Source organism: Butyricicoccus sp. AM32-19 (assembly GCF_003480365.1).
In the GTDB taxonomy this organism is placed as follows: Bacteria; Bacillota; Clostridia; order Oscillospirales; family Butyricicoccaceae; genus Agathobaculum; species Agathobaculum butyriciproducens.
This window is the reverse complement of record NZ_QUIX01000015.1, coordinates 38,900-54,433: the sequence shown is the minus strand read 5'-3', so window position 1 is coordinate 54,433 and position 15,534 is coordinate 38,900. Positions and strand designations below refer to the sequence as shown.

The 15,534-nt window shown below is 44.3% G+C and carries 17 protein-coding genes; 1 reads left to right on the top strand and 16 read right to left on the bottom strand.

The window, feature by feature from the left end; genetic code table 11:
• Window positions 1–5: 5 nt before the first annotated feature.
• From DW806_RS11775 to DW806_RS15775, 16 genes are all read right to left on the bottom strand, one after another.
• The gene (locus DW806_RS11775; RefSeq protein ID WP_118730081.1) at window positions 6–2,456 is read right to left on the bottom strand and encodes an ATP-binding protein; all 2,451 of its coding nucleotides are present in this window, start codon (window positions 2,454–2,456) and stop codon (window positions 6–8) included.
• Entirely contained in the window at window positions 2,443–2,832 is a 390-nt protein-coding gene (locus DW806_RS11770) for a conjugal transfer protein (protein WP_118730080.1), read from the bottom strand. Before DW806_RS11770 ends, DW806_RS11775 begins: the two co-directional genes overlap by 14 nt.
• A gap of 122 nt (window positions 2,833–2,954) precedes the next feature.
• Complete coding sequence (locus DW806_RS11765; RefSeq protein WP_118730079.1) at window positions 2,955–3,443, bottom strand: antirestriction protein ArdA; 489 nt, start codon at window positions 3,441–3,443, stop codon at window positions 2,955–2,957.
• Between the two features lie 23 nt (window positions 3,444–3,466).
• A complete protein-coding gene (locus DW806_RS11760; protein ID WP_118730078.1) occupies window positions 3,467–3,970 on the bottom strand; it encodes an antirestriction protein ArdA in 504 nt (167 codons plus the stop codon).
• Window positions 3,943–4,185 carry a hypothetical protein gene (locus DW806_RS11755; protein ID WP_118638327.1) on the bottom strand — a complete coding sequence of 81 codons (243 nt, stop codon included), beginning with the start codon at window positions 4,183–4,185 and terminating at the stop codon, window positions 3,943–3,945. The genes DW806_RS11760 and DW806_RS11755 overlap by 28 nt, the downstream gene beginning before the upstream one ends.
• Window positions 4,186–4,250: 65 nt before the next feature.
• Entirely contained in the window at window positions 4,251–4,709 is a 459-nt protein-coding gene (locus DW806_RS11750; RefSeq protein WP_118638328.1) for a hypothetical protein, read from the bottom strand.
• A gap of 71 nt (window positions 4,710–4,780) precedes the next feature.
• Window positions 4,781–5,002, bottom strand: coding sequence for a hypothetical protein (locus tag DW806_RS11745; RefSeq protein WP_005363222.1), 222 nt, complete (start codon window positions 5,000–5,002; stop codon window positions 4,781–4,783).
• Entirely contained in the window at window positions 5,002–5,133 is a 132-nt protein-coding gene (locus tag DW806_RS11740) for a DUF3789 domain-containing protein (RefSeq protein ID WP_118638329.1), read from the bottom strand. The genes DW806_RS11745 and DW806_RS11740 overlap by 1 nt, the downstream gene beginning before the upstream one ends.
• A gap of 4 nt (window positions 5,134–5,137) precedes the next feature.
• The gene (gene mobT / locus DW806_RS11735) at window positions 5,138–6,343 is read right to left on the bottom strand and encodes a MobT family relaxase (RefSeq protein WP_442861154.1); all 1,206 of its coding nucleotides are present in this window, start codon (window positions 6,341–6,343) and stop codon (window positions 5,138–5,140) included.
• 182 nt (window positions 6,344–6,525) lie between these two features.
• The gene (locus DW806_RS11730) at window positions 6,526–7,929 is read right to left on the bottom strand and encodes an FtsK/SpoIIIE domain-containing protein (RefSeq protein ID WP_118730076.1); all 1,404 of its coding nucleotides are present in this window, start codon (window positions 7,927–7,929) and stop codon (window positions 6,526–6,528) included.
• A gap of 16 nt (window positions 7,930–7,945) precedes the next feature.
• A complete protein-coding gene (locus DW806_RS11725; protein WP_118730075.1) occupies window positions 7,946–8,338 on the bottom strand; it encodes a YdcP family protein in 393 nt (130 codons plus the stop codon).
• Window positions 8,339–8,353: 15 nt separating this feature from the next.
• Complete coding sequence (locus DW806_RS11720) at window positions 8,354–8,668, bottom strand: YdcP family protein (protein WP_118730074.1); 315 nt, start codon at window positions 8,666–8,668, stop codon at window positions 8,354–8,356.
• A 249-nt stretch (window positions 8,669–8,917) separates the two neighbouring features.
• Window positions 8,918–12,352, bottom strand: coding sequence for a VaFE repeat-containing surface-anchored protein (locus DW806_RS11715; RefSeq protein WP_118730073.1), 3,435 nt, complete (start codon window positions 12,350–12,352; stop codon window positions 8,918–8,920).
• 145 nt (window positions 12,353–12,497) lie between these two features.
• Window positions 12,498–13,067, bottom strand: a complete 570-nt coding sequence (locus DW806_RS11710; RefSeq protein ID WP_118730072.1) for a Fic family protein — start codon at window positions 13,065–13,067, stop codon at window positions 12,498–12,500.
• A 69-nt stretch (window positions 13,068–13,136) separates the two neighbouring features.
• Complete coding sequence (locus DW806_RS11705) at window positions 13,137–13,619, bottom strand: hypothetical protein (RefSeq protein ID WP_118730071.1); 483 nt, start codon at window positions 13,617–13,619, stop codon at window positions 13,137–13,139.
• A complete protein-coding gene (locus DW806_RS15775; RefSeq protein ID WP_243022733.1) occupies window positions 13,616–14,893 on the bottom strand; it encodes a glycohydrolase toxin TNT-related protein in 1,278 nt (425 codons plus the stop codon). The genes DW806_RS11705 and DW806_RS15775 overlap by 4 nt, the downstream gene beginning before the upstream one ends.
• Before the next feature lie 421 nt (window positions 14,894–15,314).
• On the opposite strand from DW806_RS15775, the gene DW806_RS11695 reads away from it, so the two are divergent.
• A partial coding sequence (locus DW806_RS11695; RefSeq protein WP_118730092.1) for a type II toxin-antitoxin system RelB/DinJ family antitoxin occupies window positions 15,315–15,534 on the top strand: 220 nt, incomplete at its 3' end.

Sequence of the window (15,534 nt, the reverse complement as noted above, 5' to 3'; positions counted from 1 at the left end):
AGGCTTCACCTCGTTTCTTCTGTCTGCACTGGCGGTCTGGTATCAAAGGCATGGAACAGGTCAGAGAATACAGGGTGAATCTGGATAACGCCCACACGCCCGTACAAGTCTTGAAACAGGCATTGCCCGTTTTCCAAATCCCTAAGTCGTTTCTGGTTTCCCTCGTCCTGCTTATCCACGCCGAAAAATTCAAGGGTATTCTTGATTTCCTTTATGTCTGTGCTACGAAAAGCAAACTTCAAGCCGATATTGTTCTTCATTTTTTCGTCGTCCACATCACCAGAGTTTTGCGTGACGAAGTAAACAGCGGCGTTCATGGAACGTCCGGCACGAATCAGCTTGTTAGAAAGTGCTTTCCCCTGTGCCACCTGTAAGAACGTCCACGCTTCGTCCAAATCCACCATCTTAAAAATGCTCCTGTCGGAATGGATAAAATCAAGGGCAAAGGTACTGATAACGATAAGCATTGCCACAGAAAGCAGCTCCATTGTGGTGTATTCTTCAAACTTCGTGTCCTTATCCGGCAATACAAGGTCTGCCACCTGTATGATGTTGAGCTGCCTGTCTAAACTGATGGACTGCTCCACATCACCGTCCGAGAACAAAAGGTGTGCAAAGTCATAATCGGTCATGCTCTCGATATGGTCTGCGATATTTTCTGCCACAGGAGAACCGTCTTTGCGAAGCTCATCAATGACACGGAGCAATCCTCTTTTCTTGCTCTGTGTCACAGAACGGATCGCACGCCTTAATACAGGGAACTTCTCACCATCACGGGAGGAAATACCTGTAAGGAATGTCAAAATATCAATCGCCAGACTTTCAGCGTCTTTTGTTCGCTTCATAATCACATACGGGTCAAGAAGTCCTCTGTTTTTGTCCTCACTGGTAAGGTTGACTATCTTGATTTCCTGTGCAATGTCGGGTAGCGTTTCCTGCCAGTTGCCACGCTCTGATTTTGGGTCTACAATGACCGCTTTTCCTCCAAACAGCACCGCATAATAGATGATAAGGTTGTTACAGAATGATTTCCCACCACCGAGCGAACCGAGAAAAGCAGCCGCAAGAGCATTTGTCACAGAACCCTTTACGCCCTGTGCCGCAAGGCTAGGTTTCAGATAGACGTTCTTTCCTGTATCAAGGTTATAACCGATATAGATTCCGTCCGTTTCCCCAAGCTGTTGTGTCGCACCGAATCCAAGTCCAGCGAGAAAGTCAGAAGTGACATACTGGATATAATCATTGATATATCTTTTGCTTGACGGGATAAACTCACCATGCAGTCCCAACATATCCCCGAATGGGCGAACTAGCTTCACATTCAAATCATCATAGAAGTCTTTGACTTCATCACAGCGTCTTTTCAACTCGTCCAGAGAATCCGCAGCCACACGGATAACGTAGGATAGTTTATACATGGATTCCTTTGACTGGTCGAGGTTGGTTTCCAGCTCATTGACCGAATCCAGAGCGTCCATGACGTTACTTCCCGTTTCGTTGTTGGATTCCCAAGCGTGATTATCCAAATCTTTCAATTCTTTCTTTTTGTTCCTAACAGTCGTCAGAGCCTTTTTATTGGTGACAATTTCCACATTCATAGAAGTGGAAACAGGGAACGTGAATTGCTGCTGTTGATAGTAGAAGATTTCCGAAGATGGAAAATCCAGCTCACCCACGATATTGTTAATCGTGAAGTAGGCAACAAAAGTTGTCTGATCTTCACGCTCAATCTTTAGGTATCGCTGGTTTTCCTCTATCATGCAGCGTGTCGGACGGATAAGGTCATATCGCTTTACCAGCGTTTCACGTTTTAACTTCTTGACTGGCAGCTCATAGGAATAATCACTGTAGGCAACGCCTGTATTCCCGTAGATATGTTCCAAGAGGTAGCCGAAGTCGTTCTTATCCAGCCTGCGGAACTGAAAGCGGCGTGAGATTTTGCTTTCCAAGAGCTTTTCCATCTTTAGAAAACGGTTGATTTCATCATTACTCATGGAAATAAAATCACCCATTAGCTTGTGATTGACTTCATAGATAAAATCCGTAAAGGTCATAGCTGCTGATTTTCGCATACCCTTGAAGCTGATTTCTTCCTCATTCACCAGCAGCTTGAAGCCGAGAAAAAAGCGGTAGTCAATCTGATTTTCCCCAATCATTTCAACCAACGCTTCTGTCTGTTCGTCTACCTTTTTACAGGCAATCTCTTTTAACCTGCCCGTGATTCCTTTTTTGGAACGCTCCTGTACCGCACGCAAGCTGTCCTCCGTGGCAATCTGTAGGGCATGGATTTTTCCATCACGGTTCTGGGCGATAAGCTGACGGAAGTTGTCATGCACCATGTACTTTTCTTCTGGTGACAGGAACGAATAATTGTAAGGTGTCAGCTCATAATAGGCGAAGCACTCACCGTCATGGTTGAACACCAGATTGTTTTCTATATACTTAATCGGGAACATACATCACACTCCTAACTGTTGTAATAATGGGATTGAATCTTTCCTTTTTCAGTCTGATGGCTTTTCCGGCATAGGTCACTTTTGGTCGCAATAGGAAAGACACACAGGATTTTAAAAATCCGAAAGGCTTCTTTCCGTCAAAGGTCTTTTGAGATACGAACCAAGTGAACGCTACAGGGATTCCAAAGTATTTGAGGAACGCACCGTCAATCATGTTAAAGGGCGGCAGCTCCCCAAAGAGAATCACCACGAACAGCGACAGGACAAACCAAGCCATCTGACTGAACGTAACAGGGAACGGGAGTTGAAAGTCATTGATAGCGTAAATGACTTTCTCCACGCTCCATATGCTTGTATAGCTTTTGATTTTCTTCAATTTTCACAGCTCCTTTCTTTGAAGATTTTTCTTTACATGGAAACAGCAGCCTGTTTTCACAAGCTGCTGCAAAAAATAACCAGTGTCATTTCACTGGCAGATAGTAAAATATTCAGTTGGCGTTACCAGCCGATTTCATAAACACCGTGATTCGTTTCTATGAATGTGCCGGAGGTATAGAGGTTATTCCCATAGCCTTCAAAATCTATGTAATCTCTCAATTCTTCTGGTACAGCGTCCATTGTTCCGCTTTCATACAGAAAATACTCTGCCACATCTGCCATATCCTCACAGTCTGGATAGTGAAAGATACGGTCTTGATTGTCGTACAGTTCCTCGATACTTCCAAAATGACCGACCAGCTCGCTCAACTCGTCCTGTATGTTCTCTGGTAAATCCTCCGCCATTTCACACATACGGTTGACTTCCTCAATCGGCGTGTACTCGTCAATCTCAAAGGGCAGCTCGTAATCATGGATAGCGTATTCTTCGTACCTGTCATTCAAGCCGATACGTTCTGCCATCTCGTCATAATCAACGGGCGGCGTGAACCAGTCGCCTACAAGCTCACCCTCATTGTATTTCCCAAGATTGGCAATATAGATTCGCATTTCTTCGATACCACATCACCCCTTTACTGGTAGCGGAACACGCCGCTTGTGGTGAATAAGTATCTGTCGTCCAGTTCCAGCTCACTTCCATAGGAATGATAATCTATGTGCTTTTGCAGTTCGTGAGGAATCTCACCGAATACGTTTTCCTCACAGATAAGGTATTCTGCCAGAGCTGCACCGTCACCTACATCATAGTAGCGTATCTCGTCTTTGTGGTCGATAAATTCCTCGAAGCTGGAAAACCATTTCTTCTGAATGGCTTTCATTTCATTGCCGATAGGCGTACCCTCCAATTCAAGCACCATGCGGCAGTTGGCGTTGATTTCCCAGAGCGGCGTATCGCTGTGTAAGTCAAAGGGCAGCTCATAGTCGGCAATCTCAATCTGTTCTTCATGTTCCACGCCGAGTTTTTCCTTGACTTCCTCAAAATCCACAGGGCAGTTGAACCAGTCGCCAGAGTAACCATCGTCCTCGTCATGGTAAGGTTTTGTATTATTTAACAGGTAAACCCGCATTTCCTGCATGGTCTGTCACTTCCTTTCATTTCCAGTATTCCCATTATAACAGCATAATCTACACCGAACACATAATGAGAAAACTTTTCTAACTGTTCTTTAGGATATTTAAGCGGTAGCTGTCGTTTGATTTCTTCCCATACCTCACGCTTGCGGTAAGGCAGGTCGGAAACATCATTGCAGCCGATACATTCTTTCATATCCTCAAAAATATCTGTTTTCATGTTGTCCTCCAATCTTTGATTTTGGCAAACAAAAACAGCAACTATTTAGCTGCTGTTCGTATGTTCTACTTATAATTATCTAGTCGTTTCAATGCTTTTTGTGATACAATGATGATTTCTTTCCCCTCAATATAAGTAATGTAATTATTATATTGATTTTGGCGTTTTGGATTTTTTTCTACATCAATCTTTCCCCACTTAAACTCAATTTTTTCAATGGACAGCGGAAATGTAATCGGAAAAGAAAAACCTCCTGTACGTTCATAGATTTGTATTACGGTAGGGTCATGTTTTAATTTATTATTTGCATATCTTAATCCGCTAAAAAAAGAAATATCGTTCTTATCCAACTTTTTTTCATAGGTCTTTTCTAACCACTCATAATAATCTAATAGCCAATGTAAAAATGTACCAACTCTGTAATTGACTTCTTTTTTCAATTCATCATTGTTTAAATCAGTTTCAGCAAGTTTAATTACTGATTGCATTTCTTCAAAACTTTTCTTTATAGCATATTGGAGCATAAGGTTATCCCTCCCAGATTTAGATTGACTTTTCTCTAGTATATCAAAACTCTAGGAGGGATAACAATATATTACGCTCCGATAATCTTATTGAATAGCTGCAACAGTACGTCTTTCACGCCAGCAGCATTGAATACCAAGCCGACAGCGATTAAGGCAATCACCAAGAATCCAATCAGTTTGGAAAATTCACGCTTGAATCCGAGATACACGCCGATAACCGCAATCGCCATAAGTACCAAGCTCTGTGCGTTAGATAAAAACCAGTTGTATAAGTTCTGTCCGAAATTCATTATTTTTTGCTCCTTTCCATCATTTCAATTTCTTTGTCTGCGGTTGCTCCTGCCTGCATAAGACACATGGTAATTACACCGAATCCTGCCCCAAGTGAGAACAGGAATAAATCAAATAAGATATGCTTCATGTTGTCATTCCTCCGTTTCTGTAATCATTTCCTCTGTGGAAGTTGTCTGCTGTTCAATCAGCTTTTTGTGACGCTCTGTGAGCTTCGCATGGTCTAAAATGTCTTTGAGATAAGTCGTGCCATTGGTACTGTCAATCTTCTGTAAGACTTTCCATGTAGGAGCTACCTGTCTGCTTATCCAGTTCAGCGTCCGAGTGAGCGTGTAAGGCTCTGGTTTGGTCGTCAGTTTCAAACGCCCACAATCAGAGCCGATAAAGTACGCCCATTTCTCATTGGTCTGCCATTCGCTGCGTCTTTTCTCCACCTCCTTGTCAGCGAACCGCATATAACGGTTGATGATGTCAAAAGCGGTACGCTCTGCGTCATGGTAGGTCAGCAGGTCACGCACCGCATAATAGGCTCGCTCATTTTTCAGCCGGATTTCAAAACGGTTTTTGATTTTCGTATCTTCAATCGGAATATCGTATTTCACATACTGCTCATAGTCCTTTTCATAGATACAGAAATAAACCTCTGATTTGAGCGAACCAATATAAAGCGTATTTCCCATTCCGTATCTGTCCTGTTCATTGCTTCTCACCAGCTCACCACTGCGATAGCTCTTGAAGCTGCGGAATACGGAAATACATTCTTCATGGTTGCATTTCTCTGTCAGCTCTGGAATATCCAAGATTCCTGCCATATCGTTGATGGCGAGGTCAAGACGTTTCATCACGCCTCCCTCCACCAGAGCGTCCATGAGAAAGTCATACCAGTTCCTATGCTGTGCCAGTAGATAGCTTTCCATCTGCCGACAGCCTTTGCCTTTCAGCTCTAATAGCGTGCCTTTTTCCTTATCGGGTGATGTCAGCACGAACACATCACCAAGCACATAATGTTCCGCATAGGAGTAGAACCCGTAGTCCTCATGTATCATTACGTCCAGCTTTAATTGCAGAATATCTTCAACAACGTGCCGAACGTCCTGTGTGGGGAATCGGATTCTGACGTAATCCAAGACCATTTCCAACGGATTCTCTGGATTCAGTTTTTCCAGAGCGTCCGTGAATTTTCCCTTGATTTCTTCTGTCAAGGCTACTTTTTCAGATTCAATCCTGCTGACATACTCACGACTGACACCAGCCATGACCGCAAGACGATTCTGGGAAACGCCGTACTGCGTCCGTTTTTCCTTAAAATCGTTTATCCAGTCGGTATCATTCAGTTTCAATCCCTCCAATCGAAAAAGGAATGTGACAGTTACCGATTTTGTCACACTCCTTTGAATGTTTGAAAAGTCCTCTGTTTTCAAGGACTTTTTGATATGTAATTGACTGTTTCCAGATAATTTGTGCCCCCCTGTTAGATAACGGGGGCAGATGGTTGGGGCGGCTCACGCCACCCCAACACAGGCTAGTCCGTACCTGCGTCTTTCGCTTCGCACGCCGCCTGTCCGTCCTGCCTGTTTTGTGACAATCTCCCTATCTCTTTTAGGAAGTCGTGTCCTTTGGGTACAAGGGGAGTGTAAAACTCGGATATGACACTGTTTCCCGTATCAACATAGCCACGCCCTTTAATCTGCTTCAAGAAAAAATCCTTGTCTACTTCACCGAACATCATACTGTACCCAAGCTCTGACATACGCCCAAGAGCCACACGAAAATTGAACTGGTCACGGATTCCGTCACCGAGATACTTTGCGTCTGGACGCTGACAGGCGAGAATCAGAAAATATCCTGCCTGTCGTCCAAGCATGACTATCTGTTTCAGTTTGTTAAGGACAGCCGCATTTTCCTTTGTTGTCAGCATTTCCATAAACGCCACATATTCATCAAAGATGAGAAAATGCGGAGCAAGACCGAGATAGGCGTAGTTTTCACCTGTCCTGTAGTTTTCCATGAGCTTCATACTTTCCGAGCGTTCCATCATACCATCATAGAAGCGGTCAATACAGGCGGTTATATCTTCTTTCTTGTACCAGACTTCCGGCATGACAACGGATAAATCCGCAAGGTCGGCGTTCTTTGGGTCTAAGATATACATGACCGCATTGCTGCGGAGCAGAGCTTCAATGAGTGTGAGAATAAAATACGTCTTTCCTCCACCAGTGCCGCCAGCAATCAGCATATGAGGGAGCTTGTCATACTCCCACCAGACATTTTTCATCAGACGCAAGCTGCCATGTTCAGCCTGTACCTCATTGATAGTGATTCTGTTCGCAATCGTATCATAGAGCAGCACATATTCCACATAGCTGTCTTTCAGCTCTTTGGAAACCAGCTCACAGTACAAGCCTGTTTCTAGCTTCTTTTCCAAGTGTAGAAGCTGCTCTTGATATTTACCTAATGTGATTTCTGTACGGATATATAAAAGTCCATGCTCCATGCGGTAATACACTTTAGGAAAATAGGTGATTTTCTCTTTTTTGGTAGTGGCTGGCAAATCTTTGAAAAAGCCGCTATCCTGTGTGGATTCCGATTCATACCAGCCATTTTCCAGCAGCATACGAGCCAGCTTTTGACGGTGAAAGAGCTGCTTCACTCTGGCATACTGGAATCTGCGATAGAAAAGGGCAGTCAGCACACAGACCAGAGCCGCCACAACGATAGTCATTATCCTGTATGGCGTGATTGTCAAATGGACGCTGCCATCTTGAAAAAATGAGATTGCTTTCCAGTCCGTAGTGAGGATTGCCTTTAGATTCAGTATTGCTACTACAGAGAAGAACAGCAGGGGCAGCGAACCAGCCGAGAAACGAAAAACCAGTGATTTGTCACTGGCTCTGATTCGATTCCCACGTTTATTGAATCGTGGCATAGGCTAAATCCTTTCTTTATTTTTTATGCTGTGGCTGCTGCGGATTGTTGGGAGCATGGTTATTTCCGGCTGGCTGACCGTTCTTATTCTTCAAGACAATATCATCTGCTTTGATATACCAGTCAACGTCTGCACCTTGAAACGTAGCGGTTGCCACCGTGTCTGCCACAGGATTGATGATTTCCACCTCTGCGTTGTAATCAAATTCCTTTAACGGAACAGAAGCCGGAATACTCACCTGTATCATGCGACCCTGTTCTTTACACTTCAAATCGTAGGTACGTTCCTTGATTTCTTCAGAAACCGTACCGTCCTCATTCTGGATATGTACCTCTCGTCTTAATGCGGAGAATTTCAATACTCCGAAAGTCTTTTCCTTGTCAATGATGATTCCGTTTGCTAATCTCATATACTCAATACCTCCTTATGCTTTCACCATATCGTCTGCTGACAGGATATAGTTTGTGAATCCTCTTGTACCGATTTTGTAACCCTCTGCGGTGATTTTGGGATTGATAAGTTTCACTTTTTCCTCTGATTCAAAGTTCTTCTCACCAGCAGAAGCAGGCAGCACCACGATAATATCATCTGCCCTCTGTATGTCCGAATAAAGGTTGAAGCTACGGGAAACGACCGTCATACGCCCGTTGATCCTACGCTGTTCCACCTTATTTTCACCTGCAAACTCTAAATTCCCGAATGTCTTTTCCATGTTTGGGATAACGTGTTTTAATTCCATAAATTGTTTACCTCTTTTCTTTCTGATTTTGATTGATTTGTTATATAGTGTCATTCTGCTGTTGGGATAATATCTGTCTGCCTGTGAATTATCAAGGGCAAGCGTTGTGCTGGAAGCACCCTTGACAATCCCCATTCAGAAAGATAAATCGTAATCAAGCAGAAGTTAGATATAGTGTCAGCCACAGACTGACGTTTCCATGATAGGCGGTGAACGGGTTGTTGCTTTCATAAGCTGTTACCTCCCGTATCAGTCAGATTTCTTTACTCTGCGGAATCTCTTATATCCGGCAAAGATAAGACCAGCAGCAGAAATTCCCATCATAGCGAATAATGCAACAAATGGCGTATTGTCACCTGTTTTTGGTGAATCGCTTGTCTTTGTTGGTGTACTAGGTTCTTCTGGTTTCGTAGGGGATTCTGGTTTTTCTTTGACCGTCACAGTCTGCCCCTCGTCCTTGATGTCCTTATGTTCTGCTACCTTGATAGGCTCGTCTGGATTGGACGTATCGTACAATTCTTCAAAGGTCACAAGCTCTTTGCCGCCAAGCTCCGAAGCATTGAACGTAAATTCAATCTGAACCTCCATTTTAGAATCCTCGGCAGTAAAGGTAAGGTCATTTTCTACACGTTTACCATTCACCAAAAGTTCTGCATTTTCAGACTTTACCATTTCCCAACCTTTAAGGATGTATTTCACGCCTTTTTCCAAACCGTCTAAAGTAACTGTATCGACAATCGTTACTTTGTCGTCTGCTTCAATCGTCTTTTCACCTGTTGCCTTATCGGTAGCGGTTGTGTGCATAGTGATGATACGTTCCGTAATCGTCACTGTTTGCCCCTCGTCCTCAATGTCCTTGTGTTCTGCCACCTTTGTAGGCTCGTCTGGATTGGATAAATCGTATAATTCCTCGAATGTTACTAGGTCTTTTCCTGCAAGCTCACTGGCATTGAATGTAAAGGCAATCTGGACTTCCATGCTAGAATCTTTTGCAGTAAAGGTATAGTCACTTTCTACAGGTTCACCGTCAATCAAAAGCTGTGCGTTTTCAGACTTCGCCATCTGCCAGCCTTTGAGCTGATAGGTTGTACCTTTTTCCAAGCCATCTAAAGTGACCGTATCAATGACAGTTACCTCTTTACCAGCAACAATCATCTTTTCACCTGTGGCTTTGTCGGCAGCGTTGGTATGAATTTCAATCACTCGTTCCTCGATAGTCACGGTCTGCCCCTCGTCCTCAATGTCCTTGTGTTCTGCCACCTTGATAGGCTCGTCTGGATTGGATAAGTCGTACAATTCCTCGAATGTCACAAGGTCTTTGCCACCAAGAGCAGAAGCATTGAACGTATAGGAAACCTCAACCTCCATTTCTGATTTTTTCGCAGTGAATGTGTAATCACTTTCCACAGGTTGACCGTCAATCAAAAGCTGTGCGTTTTCAGACTTCACCATCTGCCAGCCTTTCAACTGATATTTTGTGCCTTTTGTCAAACCATCTAAAGTCACAGTATCAACGATAGTCACGCTCTTTCCGGCAACGATTGATTTTTCACCTGTCACCTTATCTGTGGCAGTCGTATGGATAGTGATTTCTGGCTCGTATTCATCTGTGAGCGTACCCAAGTCCACGACTACTTTATTTCTTGATACCACTACATCAAACGCCGGAATCAGCGTCATTCCTTTGTTGGAATCGCAACGTAATTCTTCGATTGTGTAAGTATCATAGAGCAAAGCACCTTTGCTGTCGTCTGGTGTGGAAGTACCGAACCAGATACCGTCCTCACTGGTCTTTCCGGCGTTGGTATTCTGCTTATGAGATACCCAATCAGAGGAAGTGGAAAACTGACCGTTTGCGTCTGTCACAATGATATGGCTCTCACCAGTCGTCTTGCTTGTGATCCTAAAGGGAACATTCGCAAGTCGCTTGTGAGTGCCAGCACCGATTTTTACACCCTCAATATCTCCACGGATAATCTGATTGTAGATGGAATGTGCTTCATCTGTTAAATCCACGATTTCACCGTCATTCACAATGTCAAACTCACGGTCAACCGCACCAGTTGTCAAGTAACCTGTCGGACTTTGGGATTCTGAAATTTTGTAGTGACCGTAAGGAAGTGTGTCTGTATCAGTCATAGCGATACCGTCAACACCTGTATGGATTGTCTTGACAACTTCATTCTTGTTGTATAACTTGCCATCTACCAAGACAGCATTATCATTTAAGGAAATAATTTCAAAGGCAGTATCTTTCAAAGTCGCACCGCCTTGTGCTTTTGTATCTTTGGTTTCAAGGTCACGTTTCTGGATTTTCACACCGCCACGGATAACCTTGTCTGATACGGAATACTGGTTGCTGCCGCTTAACGCTGCAAGCTCACCATCTTCTGTAATCTGTGCCACATAGACACCTTTTATCTGTTCCGAACTTCTGGCAGCCTGCATATAAGCACCCTCCAATAAGTAACCGTTTGGAGCTGCCTTTTCTTCCACAGTGATAGTACCAAGCGGCAAACAGATAGTACCATTCTGTGTATAGAAGCTGTCACCAGACACCTTGTAGGAATCCGCTAATTTTGTGATGTAATGGACTTCATTATTGCTGTCTTTTTCAGTGATTGTCTTTGTCGTCCATGTGCGTGTCGGTTCAGATGGAAGATTATCTTTTGTGTAGTAACCGTCATAATACTTCCAGACGAACTCCGCACCCTCCAAAAAAGCGTTACCCTGTGGCGTAGCTTTGGAAGTTTCCATATCAATCTTGAAAAGCTCAACCAAAGTGTCTGTGACTTTTGGTGTGTCGCTGACTTTTAAAGTCGTAGTTTCACCAGCTTTGACCGTCATAGTATAGACGTTCTTATCTAACTGGAATCCCTTTGGAGCTTTCGTTTCCTTTACATAGTATGTTGCGGCTCTTAATTCCACAGTGTCAGTATTGCCATTGGCATTTGTCGTAAGTGTGGCAACAGATTTCGTGCAGCCTTTATCAGAATAGACACCATAAGTCGCACCAGAGAGAGAATAGCAGTCGTTCCCGCTTGTGACTGTGGTATTACTGGAAGATTTCTGAATCTTGCCATTTCCGACAGCCAGCTCTGCGAAGAACTGTCCTAAATCCTGCCCCTCACCAGTGTAGATATAACCGTAACAGTCATAGTGTCCTTTGTTTGCTGCTACAAAGGCTTTCGCTCCGGCGAACACTTCATCTTGCACAGCTTTTGAGATTTCATCATAAGAAGCTCGTACATTGTCACAGCTCCACCCAAGATGGACACTCAATCTCTGCCAGACTACTAACTGTCTTAAAAGATAGGCGTGCTGGCTGCTGATTCCGCTATGGCTTGCGGTATACTGTTTGACGTATTCAAGGGATAGGGAAATATCGGCTATCTGGTCGTCACTCAAACGTGTACTTGCGTCACTTCTGGTCTTATATCCATTTTTGAAGTTAGTGTTAATATCGACACAGTAAGCGTCCTCACCCTCAACGGTCATATGACCCTCGTTGAATGTAGAACCGATAGAACCGTCATTCATTACTTTTTCTACAATTCCTACACGTTCCTCTGATTCCGTCCAGTATTGCGTTTCCGCAGCATTGACAGCGGTTGTGGGTAGAGCAGTAAAGACGGTTGCAAGAGTAAGAACACCTGTAAGCAATCGTTTCAATATCTTATTCATTTTTTGATTCTCCTTTCATTTGGGTAAAAAAATAGACGCTCATTTCTGAACGTCTGGAAATAAAAAAGGAATACCGTTTTTCAAGTATTCCTAATTCTATATGTTATTTAACTGTATTTATGTGATATGAAGTTGTTTGCTGCTGTTATGCCGCTATTTGTTGTTGGTATCTCAATGGTACATTTCCATCCTGGAACGGGTGGATAGCCTCATAATCTGCATGAAACTTTGCCAATCCGTGCAGATCATGTTTGTCTGCTGCATTGTATTCGTCCAGAAGTGTCGTCATGCGTGCGTGGACATCCTCCGGCAGCGTAGTTGTAATATCCGATACGATATTCCGGCGGTTCTTGTATTCTCCGATCAGATAACCGTTTGCAATGTTCTCAAACACGCCGCTTTTCAGCTTGTAATGATACCGTTTCATCAGTTCATGCGAAAGCGGCTCTTGATAGGTTTTCAGCATTTCATTGAACATCAGAAAGTGGCCGGTCATTTCCTCGATGTCTTTTGCGCGAATCAGCGCATCTTCCGACGTCAGGGTGCCGGTATCGAACAGAGATGCCGTCTGCTTTTCCGTTAATGTGCTGCCTTCAATTCTGTTGGAATGATAGGCGAGTGTTCTCTGTGCGAACGCGTATACGCCGCCGTGGTCATTTTTCTTCTGTTCGATCTGAAAACGCCGAATAAGCTGCGCGGTAAAACTTTCTGCCATAGTTATCTCTCCTGCTGTGCCAGATATCTGCTTTTATTATACCCAATCTGTTGCTGCTGTGCAAGGTGCTTAGCGATGCATCACCTTATACAGCAGGTCGAGGCAGGCATCGGTTTCGCTGTCAAAGACGGTAACATCACACTTTTCGCCGTTCACGGCGAAGAATACCTCCCAGCCCTGCGCTGTCCATTCCATGGAATAGCAGTTCGTACCGAAATATCCGGCGCTGAAGTTATACAGGTCTTCGGGTACTTTCAGATAGACCAGAATGGAATGCAGCTTACGGATAGTTAAATTCGGCAGGGTTTTATCAATATCGCAATAATGTGTCATGCGATAGAGCAGATTATAGCAGGCATCGGTTTCATTGGAGAATACCTTAACAGCACACTTGCTGCCGCGTTCAGTCGCATATACTTCCCAGCCTTGCGAGGTATGCTCTATTGTTTCACAGGCACCCAGTCGCATATTATTACCCAAGTCATAGGCACTGGCAGGGACTTTCAAATAGTGGAAGATCGCACGGAGCTGGTTTTGGTTCATTGCAGTCATTTAATAACCTCCTCTAGATAACCGTTTTCGATTAGTTCTTTAATATTAGTTGGCAGGCGGTACTGTATGCCGCCGCCTCGTTCGCCAAACGCCGGAGCGATTCTTCCTGCTTCTACATTTTCAATGGGTTTGATCACTCGATAAACATGATAGACATTCTGATTTTTATAATAGGGCAATGACCGCATTTTATATGGTGTACCTTTGGGTGCGGTAAAATCACCACCTGGTCCGCCATAGCGGTCGATTAAAGCACCGACATCAAGTGTTTCTATATGCTTTGTTCCTGCCACAAATCCATTATCCGGTGCGTATTTAGGATAGTCAACATGACCGCTTTCATCAAGGTATTTGGTATCACGGACAATCAGAGCATCTTCTGGCAGGTTGATTTCCACAGCGTTTTGAGCCGCTGTATTTTCAAACGCCGCCACATCATCAATCATCGCCGGAGCATATTTCTGGGCTAATTCATACGCGCTTACAGTGATTGAGGCAACACCGAGTGAATTCAGCCAGTGTTCAAGCGACAGCGGTTCATCCGGCGAAAATGCGCCCTTTACCATATCAGCGGTGCCCAGAGTCAGCCAGTTTACGATATTATAAAGTGGGGGATCTTTTGTCATCGCATCTGTGCGCGTTTTTAATCCCTCATAAAGACCGCTGACTGTACCCATAGTGAGCCAGTCAAGAAAGCCGCCGAGTGTTCCACGACCAATACGTTCCTGCTGGGCGGCAACAAAACCGTTCAGCAGTGCTTTGGCATCAGAGGGAATGCGCAGCAGTGCATCATACCAATTCGCATGATTGTCGGCGCTGGGTGATGCAGCAACAGTGGGCTGTTCCAATGCCGATGAAGATTCGTAAACCGGAATTACGGCACAGCGGCAGTGCGGGTGCAGTGGCGGAAGCAAGTCCTGCTGAATCAATTCATTCAGCGTAAAAGTTTTGTTGCTGAATGAAAGACAGGTATTACAAAGTCCCTGCTGATGTTCGACAATATACTGAAATTTGTGATAGCCGGCTTTGTCAAACTGATGCAGGAGATAATACCAGCTGGCTTGTATATAGGCACCGTCAATATCATCGGCTAATCGCTTGGAGGCTTTATCCCATACAAGAAGCAGTTCTTTTGCCATTTGGTCGGCAGTGCTGTTCTGACGTATGCAAATTGTGGATTGATTCATCAGCGCCTGCGTGGTCTGCTCATTGAATGAAGTCAGATCAGAATTTAGCTTGTACCGCAGACCGGTGGGAATATCTTCTGTGCCCATGATGAACAGCTTTGTGTATGCATTTATCGTATCATAAAGCTGTGCTTCGAACAAGGCTGAACGAGTACAAAGCTTCTGCCGTACCGTTTTTCCTTTTCGCCTTGCGGTGCGGGCAGAGATTCACGTTCTTTCCGTGTCAGGAGCGCATGAAATGCTGTAGAGGGGGAAGTGTCCTCGTCGATGTGCATATGTCGGAGAAAAAACCACGCTGTCTGTTCCCGAATTCGTCTGCTGGTGCTCTCTGCTTTCCGAAACGCGACTGTTTTAATTGCCTGCATGAAGTCCTCCGTTCAAGTCCCTTCTATTCTGGTGATTGATAGAATAGGACGAGATCCGGAACTTTGCAAGGTCATCTTTTGACCACCACCGTTTGACATACAAAGAAAACTGTAATACAATCGCACTACAAGGAGATGATTTTATGGCTATGGATGCAACACTTCAGATCCGCATTGACAGTGCAGTAAAGGAGCAGGTAGAAGCGCTTTACCGCAGTATGGGCACCTCGTTCGCTGAGGCTGTACGGATGTTTGCGCAGCAGAGCCTGCAGGAAGGCGGTATGCCATTTCGTCCGTCGCTTCGTGCATGGGATGATATGAGCGAAACGGAAATCAGTGAAAAGCTGTCGCGCAGCAGTGAGG

Coding starts and splice junctions, on each gene's coding strand:
- DW806_RS11705 (WP_118730071.1), bottom strand. CDS start 13,619: ATGACTGCAATGAACCAAAACCAGCTCCGTGCGATCTTCCACTATTTG.
- DW806_RS11710 (WP_118730072.1), bottom strand. CDS start 13,067: ATGGCAGAAAGTTTTACCGCGCAGCTTATTCGGCGTTTTCAGATCGAA.
- DW806_RS11765 (WP_118730079.1), bottom strand. CDS start 3,443: ATGCGAATCTATATTGCCAATCTTGGGAAATACAATGAGGGTGAGCTT.
- DW806_RS11760 (WP_118730078.1), bottom strand. CDS start 3,970: ATGCAGGAAATGCGGGTTTACCTGTTAAATAATACAAAACCTTACCAT.
- DW806_RS11715 (WP_118730073.1), bottom strand. CDS start 12,352: ATGAATAAGATATTGAAACGATTGCTTACAGGTGTTCTTACTCTTGCA.
- DW806_RS11750 (WP_118638328.1), bottom strand. CDS start 4,709: ATGCTCCAATATGCTATAAAGAAAAGTTTTGAAGAAATGCAATCAGTA.
- DW806_RS15775 (WP_243022733.1), bottom strand. CDS start 14,893: ATGGGCACAGAAGATATTCCCACCGGTCTGCGGTACAAGCTAAATTCT.
- DW806_RS11720 (WP_118730074.1), bottom strand. CDS start 8,668: ATGGAATTAAAACACGTTATCCCAAACATGGAAAAGACATTCGGGAAT.
- DW806_RS11740 (WP_118638329.1), bottom strand. CDS start 5,133: ATGAAGCATATCTTATTTGATTTATTCCTGTTCTCACTTGGGGCAGGA.
- DW806_RS11775 (WP_118730081.1), bottom strand. CDS start 2,456: ATGTTCCCGATTAAGTATATAGAAAACAATCTGGTGTTCAACCATGAC.
- DW806_RS11730 (WP_118730076.1), bottom strand. CDS start 7,929: ATGCCACGATTCAATAAACGTGGGAATCGAATCAGAGCCAGTGACAAA.
- DW806_RS11755 (WP_118638327.1), bottom strand. CDS start 4,185: ATGAAAACAGATATTTTTGAGGATATGAAAGAATGTATCGGCTGCAAT.
- DW806_RS11725 (WP_118730075.1), bottom strand. CDS start 8,338: ATGAGATTAGCAAACGGAATCATCATTGACAAGGAAAAGACTTTCGGA.
- DW806_RS11745 (WP_005363222.1), bottom strand. CDS start 5,002: ATGAATTTCGGACAGAACTTATACAACTGGTTTTTATCTAACGCACAG.